This window comes from Aquimarina sp. AWH4_224 (assembly GCF_056160245.1).
In genome coordinates this window covers 24,544-41,872 of the sequence record NZ_JBSWWU010000010.1, presented here as the reverse complement: position 1 = coordinate 41,872, position 17,329 = coordinate 24,544, and the positions used below count along the sequence as shown (strand labels likewise).

14 protein-coding genes are annotated in these 17,329 nt (G+C 35.4%); 6 read left to right on the top strand and 8 right to left on the bottom strand.

From position 1 onward, the window contains the following. Positions 1-2 precede the first annotated feature (2 nt). The 5 genes from lnt (at position 3) to ACXAGJ_RS18765 (ending at position 6,399) form a co-directional block, all read left to right on the top strand. Positions 3-1,586 (top strand): apolipoprotein N-acyltransferase, encoded by a 1,584-nt coding sequence (gene lnt, locus ACXAGJ_RS18785; RefSeq protein ID WP_474841929.1) that lies wholly within the window; start codon positions 3-5, stop codon positions 1,584-1,586. A gap of 82 nt (positions 1,587-1,668) precedes the next feature. After that, positions 1,669-3,537, top strand: a complete 1,869-nt coding sequence (locus ACXAGJ_RS18780; protein WP_474841927.1) for an ABC-F family ATP-binding cassette domain-containing protein — start codon at positions 1,669-1,671, stop codon at positions 3,535-3,537. A 37-nt stretch (positions 3,538-3,574) separates the two neighbouring features. Further along, positions 3,575-4,153: a hypothetical protein gene (locus ACXAGJ_RS18775; RefSeq protein WP_474841925.1), complete on the top strand. Its 579-nt coding sequence runs from the start codon at positions 3,575-3,577 to the stop codon at positions 4,151-4,153. A gap of 67 nt (positions 4,154-4,220) precedes the next feature. Further along, positions 4,221-4,907: an ABC transporter ATP-binding protein gene (locus tag ACXAGJ_RS18770; RefSeq protein WP_073315257.1), complete on the top strand. Its 687-nt coding sequence runs from the start codon at positions 4,221-4,223 to the stop codon at positions 4,905-4,907. Positions 4,908-4,959: 52 nt separating this feature from the next. After that, entirely contained in the window at positions 4,960-6,399 is a 1,440-nt protein-coding gene (locus ACXAGJ_RS18765) for a sodium:solute symporter (protein WP_474841923.1), read from the top strand. On the opposite strand, the gene ACXAGJ_RS18760 is transcribed toward ACXAGJ_RS18765, so the two are convergent. After that, the gene (locus tag ACXAGJ_RS18760) at positions 6,376-6,738 is read right to left on the bottom strand and encodes a CoA-binding protein (RefSeq protein WP_474841921.1); all 363 of its coding nucleotides are present in this window, start codon (positions 6,736-6,738) and stop codon (positions 6,376-6,378) included. The two genes, ACXAGJ_RS18765 and ACXAGJ_RS18760, sit on opposite strands and share 24 nt — an antisense overlap. 400 nt (positions 6,739-7,138) lie before the next feature. Here ACXAGJ_RS18760 and ACXAGJ_RS18755 point away from each other — a divergent pair, with 400 nt between their 5' ends. After that, positions 7,139-9,511 carry a TonB-dependent receptor gene (locus tag ACXAGJ_RS18755; RefSeq protein WP_474841919.1) on the top strand — a complete coding sequence of 791 codons (2,373 nt, stop codon included), beginning with the start codon at positions 7,139-7,141 and terminating at the stop codon, positions 9,509-9,511. 282 nt (positions 9,512-9,793) lie between these two features. On the opposite strand, the gene ACXAGJ_RS18750 is transcribed toward ACXAGJ_RS18755, so the two are convergent. From ACXAGJ_RS18750 to ACXAGJ_RS18720, 7 genes are all read right to left on the bottom strand, one after another. Continuing rightward, the gene (locus tag ACXAGJ_RS18750; RefSeq protein WP_474841917.1) at positions 9,794-10,801 is read right to left on the bottom strand and encodes a 3-oxoacyl-ACP synthase III family protein; all 1,008 of its coding nucleotides are present in this window, start codon (positions 10,799-10,801) and stop codon (positions 9,794-9,796) included. 213 nt (positions 10,802-11,014) lie between these two features. Continuing rightward, a complete protein-coding gene (locus ACXAGJ_RS18745; RefSeq protein ID WP_474841915.1) occupies positions 11,015-11,923 on the bottom strand; it encodes an aKG-HExxH-type peptide beta-hydroxylase in 909 nt (302 codons plus the stop codon). Further along, entirely contained in the window at positions 11,924-12,061 is a 138-nt protein-coding gene (locus ACXAGJ_RS18740; protein ID WP_474841914.1) for a hypothetical protein, read from the bottom strand. A gap of 337 nt (positions 12,062-12,398) precedes the next feature. Beyond that, a complete protein-coding gene (locus ACXAGJ_RS18735) occupies positions 12,399-13,031 on the bottom strand; it encodes a response regulator (RefSeq protein ID WP_474841912.1) in 633 nt (210 codons plus the stop codon). Next, entirely contained in the window at positions 13,024-15,078 is a 2,055-nt protein-coding gene (locus ACXAGJ_RS18730) for a tetratricopeptide repeat-containing sensor histidine kinase (protein WP_474841910.1), read from the bottom strand. Before ACXAGJ_RS18730 ends, ACXAGJ_RS18735 begins: the two co-directional genes overlap by 8 nt. A gap of 180 nt (positions 15,079-15,258) precedes the next feature. Further along, positions 15,259-16,566 carry an ABC1 kinase family protein gene (locus tag ACXAGJ_RS18725; RefSeq protein ID WP_474841908.1) on the bottom strand — a complete coding sequence of 436 codons (1,308 nt, stop codon included), beginning with the start codon at positions 16,564-16,566 and terminating at the stop codon, positions 15,259-15,261. Between the two features lie 42 nt (positions 16,567-16,608). Continuing rightward, entirely contained in the window at positions 16,609-17,274 is a 666-nt protein-coding gene (locus ACXAGJ_RS18720) for a TetR family transcriptional regulator C-terminal domain-containing protein (RefSeq protein WP_474841906.1), read from the bottom strand. Between the last annotated feature and the right edge of the window lie 55 nt (positions 17,275-17,329).

The following is a 17,329-nucleotide window of genomic DNA, read 5'->3' as shown; positions in this document are numbered from 1 at the left end:
TTATGAAAAACGTTGTATTTGCTATTCTTACTGGATTACTTTTGGCGATAAGTTGGCCAACTTATGGATTTCCTCTTTTTTTATTTTTCGGCTTTGTCCCACTGCTAGTCACAGAATACCAAATCAGAAATAGTAAACGAAGTGCATTAAAGGTATTGGGCTTATCCTACCTTGCCTTTTTTACTTGGAACATGATAACGACATGGTGGATTTACAATTCTTCTGCATTTGGAATGTGGGTAGCAGAATTGGTAAATAGTCTTTTGATGTCTTTGGTTTTTCTACTATATCATATCGTAGCAAAAAGAACAAAGTTTTCGATCTCTGCGGTATTTTTAGCCAGCATATGGATGGGATTTGAATACTTTCACCTACAATGGCAGGTTTCTTGGCCTTGGCTCAACCTTGGTAATGGATTCGCAGGTTTCACTTCGTGGATACAGTGGTATGAGTATACTGGCACCTTTGGAGGTACCCTTTGGGTATGGATTGTAAATCTGAGTGTTTTCAAAACCATATTACTTTTTCAAGAACACAAAGACAAACAAATACTGTATCGATCAGCTCTAAAAAATGGTTTGATTATTCTTATCCCCATCATCATATCGGTTGTTATTCTTAAAACTTATGAAGAAAAAGGGAAAGAAATCGAAGTGGTATTGCTACAACCCAACATCAATCCTTACACTGAAAAATACAACACTTCTGATCAGCGAATCAGTAATCTACTTACTTCGCTTACCACTTCAGAAATTACGAATAATACTCGCTTTATAATCGCCCCCGAAACCGTTTTTGCGGATAGCAAACGATTAACTAATTTTCCACGTTCTGTCGCCAAAAAAACAGGTGAAGACATTTTAAAATTGTATCCAAACGCTAACTTTCTATCAGGAGTGTCTTTGGTAGATGTGTTTAACGATCCTTCTCGGATCAGACCTCAAACCAATATTTATAAAGAAAATATATTCTATGATGATTACAATTCCGCTTTCTTTGTACGTCCCGATCAATCGTATGAATTATATCATAAGAGTAAATTAGTAGTTGGTGTAGAGAATTTTCCATACCAGAGCGTGCTAAAACCCATTCTTGGTGATGTGATGATAGACCTGGGAGGTACCGTTGCCAAAAAAACAACCCAAGATGACCGAGAAGTGTTTTATACCAAAGATGGCATTGGTGTTGGAACCATGATTTGTTACGAAAGTATTTATGGCGAATTTGCTACAGGATATGTAAGAAACGGAGCAGATTTCCTATCCATAATTACCAATGATGCCTGGTGGGGAAATACTCAAGGACATCGACAACATTTATCCTATGCACGACTGCGAGCTATAGAAACCAGAAGAAGTATTGCACGTAGTGCAAATACAGGAATTTCTGCAATCATAGATCAAACCGGTAATATTATCACTTCTTTAGGATATGAAAAACAAGGAGCTTTGCGAGGTACTTTAAAAACAAATGACAAGATTACGTTTTATGTAAGAGCCGGAAATTACTTGGCACGCACTGGTATTTTTCTAGCCGTGTTTATATTCCTCTTTTCCTTCACCCGTAGAAGAAAAAAAATCGGGTAATGATCCAGCCTGTTTTTCTTTACTAACTAATGATTTTGTTCCTGATCAACTTTGTACCTTTGTCCCTTAATAAAATGTGACTGTGAATTACGTATCGGTAGAACATATAGCCAAAGCCTTTGGAGAACGTGTGCTCTTCAAAGACATTTCTTTTGGAATTAATGAAGGGCAAAAAATAGGTTTTGTTGCAAAAAATGGAACGGGAAAAACCTCCTTGCTTAATATCATCACCAAAGTTGAACAACCCGATGAAGGGCAAGTAGTGTATCGAAAAAACCTAAAAGTTGCTTTTTTACCACAAGAACCCAATCTGGATCCCAGTTTAACCATCGAGCAAACCATTTTTGCGTCAGACAATGAAACGTTACAAGTTATAAGCAATTACGAAAAAGCCTTACTCAATCCCGATGATGCCGAAGCCTACCAAAAAGCTTTTGAGCAGATGGACGCCATTAATGCCTGGGATTTTGAAACGCAATACAAACAAATTCTTTTCAAACTCAAATTAGAGCATCTCGATAAAAAAGTTAGTGATCTATCTGGTGGGCAAAAAAAACGACTCGCTCTGGCTAATATTCTATTGAGTAAGCCTGAACTGTTGTACCTGGATGAACCTACCAACCACCTGGATCTGGAAATGATTGAGTGGTTGGAGGAATACTTTGCCAAAGAAAATTTTACGCTTTTCATGGTGACACACGATCGTTATTTTCTAGAAAACGTATGTAATGAAATTGTAGAATTGGAAGGTGGAAAATTGTATAGCTACAAGGGTAATTATGCGTACTACCTCAACAACAAAGAAGCACGTATCACCAATGAGCAAATTGCTACCGAAAAAGCCAAACAACTCTATAAAAAGGAGTTAGAATGGATGCGGCGCCAACCTAAGGCTCGAACTACCAAGTCTAAATCAAGAATTGATGATTTCTTCGAAATCAAGGAACGAGCTCATAAACGCCGTAACGAACACCAAATACAACTCGAAATCAATATGGAACGCCTAGGAAGCAAAATCCTGGAAATCCATAAGGTTTCAAAGAAATTTGACAATCTTACCTTGCTTGATCAATTTGAATATGTTTTCAAAAAAGGAGAACGTATTGGGATTATCGGTAAAAATGGCACTGGTAAATCTACCTTCCTAAACTTGATCACCGGGGCCCTTGCTCCTGATCAAGGAAAAATTGTGATCGGTGACACGGTGAAATTTGGATACTACACCCAAAAGGGAATCACTATAAAAGAAGGTCAAAAGGTAATCGAAGTGATTCGGGAATTTGGAGATTATATCCCATTAAAAAAAGGTAGACAGATCTCGGCACAGCAGCTACTTGAACGTTTTTTATTCGATAGAAAGAAACAATATGATTTTGTAGAAAAACTAAGCGGTGGAGAGCGAAAACGACTCTATTTATGTACCGTTTTGATCCAAAATCCTAATTTTTTAATTCTGGATGAACCTACCAACGATCTGGATATTGTAACGCTTAACGTTCTGGAGAATTTCTTATTAGATTTTCCCGGTTGCCTACTAGTTGTTTCTCACGATCGATATTTTATGGATAAAATCGTAGATCATCTTTTTGTGTTTAGAGGAAACGGAGTTATTCAAGATTTCCCAGGAAATTACACAGATTACAGAGTATATGAAAGCAGTAGTACTCCACAGAATACTACCACAGAAACTTCCGAAGCCAAAACCAAAAAAACTTGGAAAAAAGATTCAAAGGCTGGATTATCCTACAACGAACAGAAAGAGTTTAATCGGATCGAACGAGATCTAAAAAAATTAGAGTTACAAAAAAGGGAAATAGAAGCCTTATTTGCTGAAGGAACCCTAGAAGGTGATGATATCAATGAGCAGTCGCAAAAGCTTCAAACCATCATTAGCGAGATCGAGGAAAATGAGATGAGATGGTTCGAACTTTCAGAAAAAATGGAACAGTAATTCTATTGATTTACAAAGCTATATTCTATTCGACAGCATGTTTTTCAAAATAAAAACTTATCTACAGTTTCTTTTTAAATCAACCAATCAACATGGGGTCCACTCCCCTTTTGTATATCAATTGGTAACAAAGTGTTTTTACAACAAGAAAAAGCTTGAAGTTTATAGCACCATTAAAACATGGAACCAACGAGATGAAGAAAACAGCGCTTTCAAACTAAAAACGCTTAAATTACTATTTCGCCTACCAACTTACTTAAACTACCAGAACATTTTTCTTCTCAAGGGTACTCCTAAGATCATTTCACAAATATGGTCCTCTCAAAACGAACTTGATATTGCTTCAAAAATTGATACCCATCCAACCTATGATTTTATTTACATCGATCTACATAAGGACATCCTTTCTGTAGCCGAAGTTATCGAGTTTTTCTCGTATACGCACAACGACAGTTTGGTATTACTTCATGGCATACATAATTCCCCAGAGCACCTTTTGTTATGGGATACGCTAAAACAACATCCACAGGTTCAGGTAACGATCGACACCTTTTATTTAGGGTTCATTTTTTTCAGAAAAGAACAAGCAAAAGAACATTTTACAATTAGATTGTAACAACTTTTCACTTCGTGCGTCAAATAGCTGAATATTGTATCTTACACAAAATTCTAGAGGTCATTATATGGAAAACGTTATCGAGATAAGAGGCATAATACGTAATTTTCAATTAGGTCAGGAAACCGTCTATGTATTAAAAGGTATTGATTTAGATATCAAGAAAGGGGAATATGTGGCAATCATGGGCCCTTCTGGGTCAGGAAAATCAACCTTGATGAATCTTTTGGGATGTTTGGATACTCCTACGGCCGGGACTTACATCCTGAATGGTAACGATGCCAGTACAATGACCGATAACGAATTGGCAGAGATTAGAAATCGAGAAATAGGATTCGTTTTTCAAACCTTTAATCTACTACCAAGAACTACAGCTCTTGATAATGTTGCCTTACCTATGATCTATGCTGGTGCTTCTAAAAAAGAAAGAACCACACGAGCAGAAGAGGTACTAACCGATGTTGGATTAGCAGATCGTATGGATCACAAACCCAATCAGCTTTCTGGGGGACAACGACAACGTGTTGCTGTAGGTAGAGCTTTGGTCAATAAACCTTCGATCATATTGGCCGATGAACCTACTGGAAATTTGGATTCTAAAACCTCGATAGAAATCATGAATTTGTTTGATGAAATTCATGCCGCAGGAAATACAGTGATTATCGTTACTCACGAAGAAGAAGTTGCCGAGCACGCGCATCGGGTGATACGCCTTAGAGATGGCATCATAGAAAGTGATGTCCGAAATAAATAAGCCATAGTTTCGAGTTAATTTGTATTTTGGGGTTTCATTATAACCAAAGTTTATGCAACCCACACAAATACTACTACTCATAGCGGGCTATTTTGGCGTTCTTTTACTCATCTCTTATTTTACTGGAAAAAATTCTGGAAACGAAGCTTTTTTTAAAGCAAACCGACAATCTCCCTGGTATGTAGTTGCCTTTGGAATGATTGGAGCTTCATTGAGTGGAGTTACTTTTATCTCAGTACCGGGTTGGGTTGAGGCCTCCCAGTTTAGCTATATGCAAGTGGTATTGGGGTATATCCTTGGATATACGGTAATAGGTACTGTATTGCTTCCTTTGTATTATCGACTTAATCTTACCTCTATATACACTTATTTGGATGAGCGTTTTGGAAACTATTCTTACAAAACAGGAGCGTCATTCTTTTTGCTCTCCAGAGTAGTTGGAGCAAGTTTTAGACTATTTCTGGTTGCCAATGTATTACAATCTATATTATTTGATGCCCTGGGGATACCTTTTTGGGTGACTGTTATTATCACTATCCTACTTATTTGGTTATACACCTTTAAGTCTGGTATCAAAACGATTGTTTGGACCGATACGCTACAAACCCTATTTATGCTTATTGCAGTAGGAGTAGCTATTTATTACGTTTCAGATGACCTGGGTCTTAATGGAGCCAATCTATTAGGATATGTGCTAGATAGTGACCTCTCCAAAATGTTCTTTTTTGATGATTTTAAAAGTGCCAACTATTTCTGGAAACAATTTTTCTCTGGAGCTTTTATTGCCATTGTAATGACCGGTTTGGACCAGGATATGATGCAAAAAAACTTGACCTGTAGAAGCTTGAAAGATGCACAAAAAAATATGTTTTGGTTTACTATTGTGCTGACTTTTGTGAATTTCATTTTCCTTGGCCTTGGGTTATTACTTACCCAATACGCTGCACAAAATGGAATAGATGCACATAAAGACCAACTTTTTCCGGCTATAGCAACACAAAGTGGACTTGGTGTAGGGATTGCTCTGTTTTTTGTCTTAGGGTTAATTGCCGCAGCTTACAGCAGTGCTGATAGCGCACTGACCTCTTTAACGACCTCTTTTAGTATTGATATTCTGGATATCGAAAAGAAATATGAATCAAAGGATCAAGTCAGAATTCGAAAAAAAATCCATGTGCTTTTTTCTGTTATCCTCGTCTTAGTGATTATTGCTTTTAAATATATCATTAGAGACGAGAGTGTCATAGCAAAACTATTTGTTTTTGCTGGATATACGTATGGGCCATTACTAGGCTTGTACGCTTTTGGTTTGTTTACCAAATTTAACGTGAAAGATCAATGGGTACCTATCGTTGCTATTCTCTCACCTGTTCTTTCCTATATCATAAGTGATAATAGCGCCACCTGGTTTGGATTTGAATTTGGGTTCTTTATCCTTATCCTAAATGGTTTTTTAACTTTTCTAGGACTAATATTGATTCGTAGACAATAAAACCAAAGTACAAGCCACCTCTACCTCTATGCCAACCTCTTGTAGTTGGGAATATAACTCCGGATTCTCGGTACCTGGATTAAATATTACTCGATTGGGGCGTAAACCAACAATATAATCGTAATATACACTTTGTTGTCTGGGATTGAGATATAAAGTAACAGTATCTACATCTTTAAAAACAATGGGTTCTTTGGATATAGTTACTCCCGAAACATTTCCTTCTTTTAAACCGATGGCTACCACCTCGTGTCCATGTTCTACTAATCTATGAATAGCTAAGTTTGAATATCGATCTGTTTTTAGTGAAGCACCTAAAACGAGTGTCTTTTTGGTCATTAAAAATTTTTAGGTTTTAGACAATAAACGTTAAAAAAATAAGTCATAATGTTAAAAACAGAGTACTAGTGTAACACAACATAAAGCAGTCCGTCTTACATATATAAAGATATGATTTTTCATAGATTTAGTTAGTTAGTTACTTAGATAATAATCAAATTTTATTCATAGTTGATGGTTAGTGTTACTATTTGGTTATTATAAGAAAACCGCCTTTTTCAAGGCGGTTTTTGTTTTTATACAATCTTTTGTTAAAACCGGAATAAGCTGTAACAGAAAACCACCCTGTTCGTCTAGTCTTTATATACGCTTCATCACCGTATAGAAGAATAAAGTAGACTTTTATTTCTCCTGAAATAAAAATCTACAATAGCATCAATCAATCAAATAAACGTTCAGAATGAAAACAATTAGTCAAAAAACAATTGTACTGTTTTTCTGTGCTTTTTACTGTCTAATCCTAAAAGCACAACCCAACAACGAAGCTATCGTAGGTACCATAAAAGGTAAAGTGATCGATAAGAATCTCAATCAGCCAATCCCCTATGCTTCCGTAGTCATTAATGACGGATCCAACAAGGTAATTAGTGGCGGTATTACTACAGAAAATGGCGATTTTTTAATTGCAGACGTTCCCAAAGGGAATTACACTCTAAAAATTCAATTTATAGGGTATGCAACGCATGCTCAACCTATAGAGATTTCCAGAAAAAATAAAGATATCGATGTAGGAACTATTTCTTTGGAAGAGACCGCAGAAGCCTTAGACGATGTTACCGTAGTTGCCGAAAGGACAACCATAGAACAAAAGATCGATCGTAAAGTAATCAACGTAGGAAAAGATCTTACCACTACTGGGGGTACAGCTGCAGAAATCATGAATAATATCCCTTCTGTAAATGTTGACCAAGACGGAAACATCGCTTTAAGAGGAAATCAAAATGTTAGAATTCTGGTAGATGGTAAACCTACCAATTTGACTCCTAATCAACTGCTGCGGCAGATTCCCTCTACTTCTATCAAAAAAATTGAATTAATCACCAACCCTTCTGCAAAGTACAATCCGGAGGGAATGAGTGGAATTATCAATATTGTACTTCACAAAAATAGCAACATAGGCTTTAACGGTAATATCAACACCGGAGTAAACTGGGACCAGAATGCCAGATTCAACAACTCAATTGATTTGAATTATAGAGCAGGAAAATTAAATGTATATGGAAGCTGGGGCGCTAACATTACCAAAAATAGAAATGCTGGTTTTGTATTACGTGAAGATGAGAATTATTTAACGAATTTTACATTTTTGGATAACAATAAATCTCACCTTGTAAAAGTAGGTGTAGACTATTACATCAACGACAAAAACACTATTTCACTATACACCAATCAAAATCTGTTTGATGGTCTAACTACTGGGATAACTGATATCATATTTTTGGATATGGACGAGAATGACCTTACCCAAAATTTGAGAAGTGATAGTGAAAATCTTGGATCTACCTATAATCTGGATTACAAACATGATTTTGAAAAAGAAGGTCATAATATAGAACTTGAAATTGATTACAATGTTTTTGACGGCGACAACGATGACGATTTTGGTTTTGTAGGAGGCGATGGTTCTTTTATAAATTATAATGACCTGATCGACAATGAAAGAACAAATACCACCATTAACCTTGATTATGTAAATCCACTAAGCGAAAAAACCAAATTAGAGCTAGGGTATGAAGCTCGTTTACGAAGAACTGATAACGATTATCGATCTACACTATTCCCAAATTCAATTTATAGTTATGATCGTGACATCCACTCCTTGTATGCTACCTACGGTACTAACTTTGAAAAATGGTCGTATCAACTTGGTGCGCGATTCGAGAGTTATCAGGTGGATGCCATATTTAATGGAGAAAAAGTTTTTGAAGATGAAATTTTCACCGTTTACCCGTCTGCATATTTGACCTATAAACCTGGCGAGAAAAACACCTATCAGCTTAGTTATAGTCGAAGAGTGGATCGTCCTGGATTGAATCAAGTAAATCCTATTAGAGAATGGAGCACTCCTAGGATAATCTCGATAGGTAATCCTGCATTAGATCCTCAGTTCACCAATTCTATAGAGTTTAATTACACTCGCAAGCTTGAAGGTGGTTCTATCACAGGTGGAGTATTTTATCGATTGATTAATGATGAGATCAATCAAACATTAATCGAAAATCCAGATGTTGAAGAGGGACAGATATTAACCTTTGATAACTTTGATAACAACTCTGCATACGGTGTTGAACTCTCTAGCAATTACAAACCGACCAAGTGGTGGAATTTTAATGCAAGTTTTGATTTGTATGGTCAAACACAAAGAGGTATCGTAGAAGGAATCACAAGAGAGGTAGATGCAGTTATTTACAATTTTAGAATTAATAATAATTTCAAAGCCACTAAAAATCTAACTTTTCAACTATTTGGATTCTATAGAGGCGAACAAGAAGGCGTACAATTCAAAACGAAACCATTTTACTTTATTAATACTGGAGCACGATACAACTTGTTTGGAGGAAAAGGAACAGCCAGCATTAACTTTAATGATATTTTTAATACCCTGCGTTTCAGATTCTCTGGAGATACACCTTTTCCACAAAATGGAAGATTTCAAGGAGAAACACAAACTATATATTTAGGACTTTCTTATAGATTTGGTAGTGGAAAAAATAGAAAAATCTCAAGAAAACGTAGAGATAATAACGAAAAATCCAGCGGGGGGATACTATAAATTAACTATTTTCAAAAAATATGTTAATTAGATGAATATTAATCAATAATTTAGTTAAATTAGCTATTAACTACTCATTAAAAGCCTTAAAGTTAAATAATTGTAAAAATTTAGCATTTTTTGTAACACTTTACAATTTATAACGTTTAATATAGTACAGTCATGGTTATAATTTATTTGAATTAGCCTTTAAAAAATAATAACCGAGTTATTTCATATTAACGCGAAGTTCTTTTTAGCACTTCGCGTTTTCTTTTGTTATAAACTGTAGTGCCCCTTATATTACCATCTTATGATCGCACTACCCCAGGTAAATCCACTACCAAAGGCTGCCAATACAACAAGGTCTCCTTCTTTTACCTTACCTTCTTCCCATGCTTCAGTAAGCGCAATAGGAATGGATGCCGCTGTAGTATTTCCATATCTTTGGATATTGTTATACACCTGATCATCAGACAGCCCAAATTTCTTTTGTACAAATTGCGAAATTCTAAGGTTGGCCTGATGAGGGATTAACATATTGATATCTCCAGGAGTCAATTTATTGGCTTGTAGCCCTTCATTAATTACTTCAGAAAAACGAACTACGGCATTTTTAAAAACAAATTGCCCGTTCATATATGGGTAATACGGTATATTTTCTTGAGGATTTTCTTCAATAATAGCTGGTACCCAGTGATCCGTACTTGGTCCCTCCAAAGATAATTCCTTAGCATGAGCTCCTTCGCTATGTAAATGTGTTGATAGAATTCCTCGATTTGGGTCTTCACTTCTACTCACTACCGCTGCTCCCGCACCATCTCCAAAAATAACGGATACTCCTCTTCCTCTGGTCGTCATGTCCAAACCACCACTGTGGTTTTCGCTACCGATCACCAATACGTTTTTATACATACCAGTCTTTATAAACTGATCTGCCACAGATATCGCATATACAAAACCACTACATTGATTACGAACATCCAATGCAGGAATCGTTCTCATGTTCATCATTTCCTGAACACGCACTCCCCCACCCGGGAAATACATATCTGGACTTAGCGTCGCAAAAATGATTAAATCGATATCGTCGGTGGATAAATTAGCGCGCTCTAGGGCAATTTTTGCGGCTTTAACACCCATAATCGATGTACTATTTCCATCTCCTTTCTTGATATGGCGTCTTTCTTTGATCCCGGTACGCTCTTGAATCCAAGCGTCATTAGTATCCATAAGTTTTGAAAGATCGTCGTTTGTAACCACATTTTCAGGAACATAAGATCCCAATCCTGATATTCTAGAAGTATACATATATATTTTACTTAATGTGTATTGTGCTTAGTTTAAAATGCATTAAAATCTGCCGCACAATATAGATATTCTAGACATTTTGATAAAGTAAACGATGATTATATTATATGCATGCATAACAAATAATTTAAATTCATTTTACTATTTGTTAACTTATCATTTTTGGGTCACCAAAAGCAACATTAAAAAGGGAACACACCTTAGAAACAACACCTAAACCAACTCTTCGTTTAATGCAATATGAGACAGTTCTAAATGCACTTGTTCTCCCAACTCTGTGAGAGCGCAATTACTTTTTATTGCTTCTGATGTTTCTCTTGCTTTCTTTAGATAATCGTTATGGTAAGTACGTAAAACCTCTACTTCATCAGAAAGCATTTTCGAATCTTTGAGCTTATATCTTATATAATTGAGCATAAAGGAAAGCGCTACTAGCCCATGCATTGCTTTTATTGCCGGTCTTGATTGCTGCCTGATCCCAGACCAAATAGGTGTAAGCATGTCTTTTTCATGAATCAATGTATCTGTACATTGTAAAAGAAATAAAATTTGATGCCCCAGCTCATGAACCAAGCTCATTTCCAATAGCAGTTGCCCATGCTCTCTGGCATACGGTATTTCAATAAAAATGGCACCTCTTGACAAAATTGTACTATATGAGTAAGACTTATAATTTGGAGCAGATACAGGAACTACCACATCTACAATATCATCAAAACCCTTTGAAAATAAAGGTCCTTTTTTTATTTTAGCTTTTGAAGTTTCGTAGAACTCTATGAGTTCTAGAGCGATTGGATCCATTAAATCAATATTACTCACTCTTTTATTAGAAATGCCTGTTTTTTCTTCAGAAAGATCCCATACCAAAGCCCCATCTGTGCTTAAAAAATCATCTAGATCTTTAACTATTTGCGGATCTGATAGAATTTCTCCTTTACTAGGTTGATGATTATATACCGGATGAAAAGAATAATCTCCTTCGTTTTGGACCAATCCACATAACCAAGGAGAATAAGAAGTTAAAAGCGTGCCTAATTTTTTATTCGTTAAGTCGATAACTTGCTGATCAATACTTTTTTTAAGGTCAATCAGATCATCAAGCAGGTCCTCATGAAAAATCATTTACGCTCTGTTATGGCGATCGGTTTGATCCGTTCCTTCTCCGGCTTGATTCCCACCTAAAACTTTTAACATTTCTATCTTTTTCAGTTCAATGTTTGACTTTAGCTTTTTTAGAAGATTTTCCTTTTTAATTTCCATACCCTTAGTATTTTAATGATTATGTATTTTATAAAGATAACTTTATTGGCCTTAAGACACAACTCTATTCTTTTAATAATCAACAAAATACAAAAAAGCTACAAACTTTTGGTCTGTAGCTTTTTTCCCCCAATGTTCTTAAAACAGATCTGTTTTTAGAATATTTTACTCATTACCCTGATTTTGTTTTCCCAATTCGTTTCACAATGAAATCCCTTATTAGGCAATGATTTGAACAAAACTGTATTTTTGATTCTCAGCGTTTTAAGATCAATACAAAGATATATTGCAGATACATATCAGTCCATACGTAGCCCTACGTAAAAACAAAAAACACCTATAACAAAGATTCTTTATTTTTTTGAGCCCAGATCAACAATGCATTAGGTTTTTGATCCAAATCGAGTTTCTTGATAATATTGGCTCTATGTTTTTCTACAGTACGAACAGAAATACTTAAAAAGTCCGCAATCTCACCACTTGTCATTTCGTCGGCGATCAATTTGAGTATTTTCATTTCTGAACGTGTTAATTTTTCGATATGAGTATCTTGCTCTGTGCTAGTCGAAAATCGTTTGTATATTTTTTCACTGAAATAGGACTCCCCTTTACATACACTCTCAATACAAGCTTCTATTTCTGAAAGGGCAAATTCTTTTAAAAGATATCCATGAATATTATACTTTACCGCCTCTTCAAAAATCCTTTTCTCCTTATGTAAAGTGTTGAGCACTATTTTGGTATCGATCTGATGTCGCTTGCAATTCTTTGCAATATCAATACCCGTCATATTGGGCATTTCGATATCCAAAATCGCGATATCTGGTTTTTCTTTAATAATTGTATTGTAAGCAGAAAGTCCATCGGTACAAGTTGCGATGATCTGGTAATTTTTCTCTCTTAAGAACTCTTCAAGACCCCTTAAAAGCAATGGATGATCATCAGCAATAAGTATATTAGGTCTAAGCATATTTTGGTATTTTAAATATCAATGTGGTCCCGTTGTCTATTTCTGATAAGATTTTGAAACTAGCTTTTAAAAATTTAGATCGTTCACTTAATGTTTTTAGACCTATTTTGGAGATTGCCGTTTTTTCTTGAGAAACATCAAAACCTTTTCCATTGTCTTTGATGACAATCTCGACATCGTTTTCTTTATTATTTACTCTAATTTCTGCCGACCTAGCATTAGAATGCTTAAGAATATTATTAAAACTTTCCTGGACTAATCTATAGATATTAATCTCCTTTTCAGGATCAAAAACCTGATCAATATTATCGATATCCGCAGAAATAAAAATGTCATAATTCTCATCAATCATTTCTACACTACTTTCTAAGGTCACCGTAAGTCCTAATTCTTCCAACTTAAATGGATGCAAGCTTCTCGAAATACTTCTCACCTCATCAATCACATTATCCACCACTTTGGCAGTTTGTTCATCCTTACTCTGCATAACTCGATTTTTGATCAATAACAAACTTTGGCCAACACTATCGTGTAAATCTTTTGAAATACGTTTACTTACTCGTTCTTGGGTTTGTAATAATTCCTGTAAAAAAGACTGTTGCAATTTCTTATTACGAAGTAAAAATACTCGGTTTCGATAGAGGTAAATGGACAAGAATAAAAGGCTTAATCCCACACCACCAAAAATCATCAGGTTTCGTTTCGCCTTATTTTTTTCTTCGAGTATACTAATATTTGCATTTTGAGCAGCTATCTTACTCTCTTTCTTTTCTATTTCGTATAATGTGCGGTAGTAGATAATGCTATTAGACCTCCTGATATTGTACAAAGAATCCTTGAGGAGCAAATGTTTCTCAAGGTGTTTAGAAGCCTGGGCAAAATTTTGAGTTCCATAATGTGCTTTGTACAACTCTTTTTCGACATGCACCTGACTTTGTAAATCGTTGGATTTGGTAAACATTTCTAACTCCTCTTCTAAGAAAGGAATTGCATTTTGGTATCTGCCAGAAGCCAATTCATACTCTGATGATGCTTGTAGGTAAAACATCTTATCGTATGGACTGTTTACCAAATCGGGAAACATCTTTAGGGAATCCAAATATTTCTTGGCTATATCCAGCTGTCCTCTTTTAGAATAAAATTCTGATAAATACCCTCTTAGTCTGAATCTACTAGCACCTAGTTTTTCATCTTTAGCAACCAGAGACAAAGCTTCTAACAAGGCTTCTCCTTGTTTTTCGTATTCTTTTCTTTTTACATAATCTCTAGAATCATTAATCTTGAGTTCGGACAATGCAACTATGTCTTTTTGTTGCTGCTGGTTCAATAATTCTCTGATTTTTTGGCGTTCATCAAAAGATTTATCCAATAAATACAATTGACTAAAAATACCTGAAATTGCTAATCCAGTATAAGCTACATATGCGGTATCTTTCATCTTGCCATACAACTCATTTGCTTTTTGATACTTCAAAATCGCTTCAGAGAGTCTTCCAAGCCGTTCTGTTGCCTGGCCATTGAAATACAGTGCATCTGCCTCAAAAATAGTATCTCTGGTTTGATGATATGTCCTTTCGGCTTTTTCATAGTCTACAATAGCTTTTTCCAGATTATCTATTTGATAAAAAGCCGCCGCCCTCTTGACATAAAGGTGTCCCAGATTAATTCTTTTCTTAATCTTATTACTATCAGGAATGATATTATTGACAATCACCAAGGCAGAATCTGGTTTGTTAATAATATTCAGATAATGATACGTAAGTCGAGAGGTTCGGAAAGCCGCCAGATCTATGCTATCTAACTGTTTTGCTAAATCGATATGTTGCAGTGCATACTTCGAATAGTGTTCTTTATAAAATTTGGTATCACTCCATTTTAATTCATTGATTTGTTTAGAAAGGGAATCTAATAACGTCAGTTTATCTTGACCAGGGGTCATTTGATCCACCTGTTCCATAAATTGGGTAAGCTCATTGTTTTGCTGAGAAAATCCGCAAAAACCAATGATGACGAAAGAAAAAAAGATGTAAACGTTAACTCTACACATTGTAAGGGGAAATTTCTAAACGTGAATATACACATTATTGTATTTTATAATAGCATCTTTTTAGTCAATTTATCCCTACAAAGAAGATCTGCTGTTAAATGCGGAAGGTGTGCCAACCACAGCACACCTTCCTAACAACCTAACCAATAAATAAACAAACCAAGTCAATCGGACGACTGACTAAAGGTATTTTTCAAAATTTCTTACTCGAATTGTTGCTTTCAAATCGTGTAACAAATTGTATAAGCCAAAAAATGTTCTGTTGATATACAGGAAGTGTTTGCTCCCTCTATTTCCATTCATTTTTCTTAGCTCAGTATCCTTAGAGTATTTTTCACTTAACTCATTAATTTTTCCCCAAAAGTCTTCATCAGCCATATCAAAGACCTCTCTATTAAATGGTCGTGTTAATAAGCTCAACATTTCATGAAACAGCTCCGAGAAGAATCTTTTTTCTTCGGGGGTGTCATCTTCTCGGAGAATTTCCAGTTGAAACATCTTTTGGGTAAAAAATTCTTTATCACTAATATTTTTATGATCAGCCAACTCAAAATAAGGCGTATAAAAATCCATCGGGATCTTTTTGACACATCCAAAATCTATGGCAATCAGATTATTTTCTGAATCTACCAAGAAATTTCCAGGATGTGGATCCGCATGCACTGCCTTCAAAACATGTATTTGATACATATAAAAATCCCACAGTGCCTGCCCTATTTGATTGGCAATCTCTTTATCTTCATTTTGCTTCGCGAATTCACTTAAATGAACACCATCCATCCAATCCATTGTGATAATTCGCTCACTGGATAAGTCTGCATAATACTTCGGAAATTTCAAGTTTGGGATTTGTGCACATGCACTGGTGATCTCCTGACTTTGTTTTACTTCGAGCACATAATCTGTTTCTTCGAGTAACTTTCCTTCTACTTCTTTGAAATATTTTTCAGAATCTTTTCCTTTTAGATTAAACATTCTGATGGCGATGGGCTTAACCATCGCCAAATCAGAACTTATGCTGTTTGCAACTCCAGGATATTGAATTTTCACAGCAAGTTTTTTCCCATCTTTAACTGCCTTATGTACCTGTCCGATACTGGCCGCATTAACAGATTGAGTTGCAAACGTATCATATAATTCCTCGGGGTATTTCCCGTGATATTTCTTAAATGTCTTTCTTACCAAAGGTGCAGATAATGGTGGAACACTAAACTGTGCTAGTGAGAACTTCTCTACATATGCATTTGGCAATAAATTCTTCTCCATCGACAGCATCTGAGCCACTTTCAATGCGCTTCCTTTTAGGTTCTTTAACCCATCATATATATCTGCCGCATTGCTTTCGTTAAGCTCTTCCCTAGTCGTATTAGGGTTTACTGCTTTCTTACTATAATATTTGAGATAATTGCCTCCCACACGAACTCCCGTTTTTACCAATTCGGTAGTTCGTCCTAGTTTTGTAGTGGGTATTTTATCTATTGTTTTCATATATTCTACAACAAGAGTCTGATCTAATTCTAATTCCTTACATTAATTTGACATAACCTTTTCTTTCCACAGAAATTTTCCGAAATCCAGGATGCTATTCAGTGGCGTATTATCGAAAAGATCAAATATGGTATTCACCGATTTCTCGATAGCTATATCAGTTTTCTCAAACTGTGCAGAATCATCATTTGCCCAAAAATTCAACAAAAACAAAAACTGTAACCAAGCGCCTTCAGAAAATACTTGCACTGGATTCTTGGTAATTTTATATTGTTTCTCCTCGTTATCAGTTTCGATAAGATCTTTTGCAAAATCTCTAATATTGCGTCTTAACTCCTTTAACTGACTAACATTCTTCAACGGCATGTTGCTCTCTTTCAAAGCAAATAGCACATAACTTCTGTTGAGTGTCAGCATTTCAAAAAACGTATAAAAAAATGTCAACATCTTTTCCCTACTGGTAAACTCTGCATATTCTTTATTTTTATGCATTGCTTCTACAGTGGTTGTAAAAAAGGCTGACCAAATACTGGAATTCAACTTTTCTAAGCTTCCAAAGCACTTATAGAACTCTTCCTCTGTAATTTTGATCTCTTTACAAAACTTATATACCGATTTTGGAAACCCATCATGTTCCAAAGCATATTCCATATACTTCGAAATAATGAATTGACTATCAACTATTTTTTTGTTTTTTGAAGTTGCCATATTTTTCTTTTAACTATGTAAAGATAATAATTGTTTAATCTTTACTAATAAAAGT

Coding starts and splice junctions, on each gene's coding strand:
- lnt (WP_474841929.1), top strand. CDS start 3: ATGAAAAACGTTGTATTTGCTATTCTTACTGGATTACTTTTGGCGATA.
- ACXAGJ_RS18775 (WP_474841925.1), top strand. CDS start 3,575: ATGTTTTTCAAAATAAAAACTTATCTACAGTTTCTTTTTAAATCAACC.
- ACXAGJ_RS18770 (WP_073315257.1), top strand. CDS start 4,221: ATGGAAAACGTTATCGAGATAAGAGGCATAATACGTAATTTTCAATTA.
- ACXAGJ_RS18765 (WP_474841923.1), top strand. CDS start 4,960: ATGCAACCCACACAAATACTACTACTCATAGCGGGCTATTTTGGCGTT.
- ACXAGJ_RS18760 (WP_474841921.1), bottom strand. CDS start 6,738: ATGACCAAAAAGACACTCGTTTTAGGTGCTTCACTAAAAACAGATCGA.
- ACXAGJ_RS18755 (WP_474841919.1), top strand. CDS start 7,139: ATGAAAACAATTAGTCAAAAAACAATTGTACTGTTTTTCTGTGCTTTT.
- ACXAGJ_RS18750 (WP_474841917.1), bottom strand. CDS start 10,801: ATGTATACTTCTAGAATATCAGGATTGGGATCTTATGTTCCTGAAAAT.
- ACXAGJ_RS18745 (WP_474841915.1), bottom strand. CDS start 11,923: ATGATTTTTCATGAGGACCTGCTTGATGATCTGATTGACCTTAAAAAA.
- ACXAGJ_RS18740 (WP_474841914.1), bottom strand. CDS start 12,061: ATGGAAATTAAAAAGGAAAATCTTCTAAAAAAGCTAAAGTCAAACATT.
- ACXAGJ_RS18735 (WP_474841912.1), bottom strand. CDS start 13,031: ATGCTTAGACCTAATATACTTATTGCTGATGATCATCCATTGCTTTTA.
- ACXAGJ_RS18730 (WP_474841910.1), bottom strand. CDS start 15,078: ATGTGTAGAGTTAACGTTTACATCTTTTTTTCTTTCGTCATCATTGGT.
- ACXAGJ_RS18725 (WP_474841908.1), bottom strand. CDS start 16,566: ATGAAAACAATAGATAAAATACCCACTACAAAACTAGGACGAACTACC.
- ACXAGJ_RS18720 (WP_474841906.1), bottom strand. CDS start 17,274: ATGGCAACTTCAAAAAACAAAAAAATAGTTGATAGTCAATTCATTATT.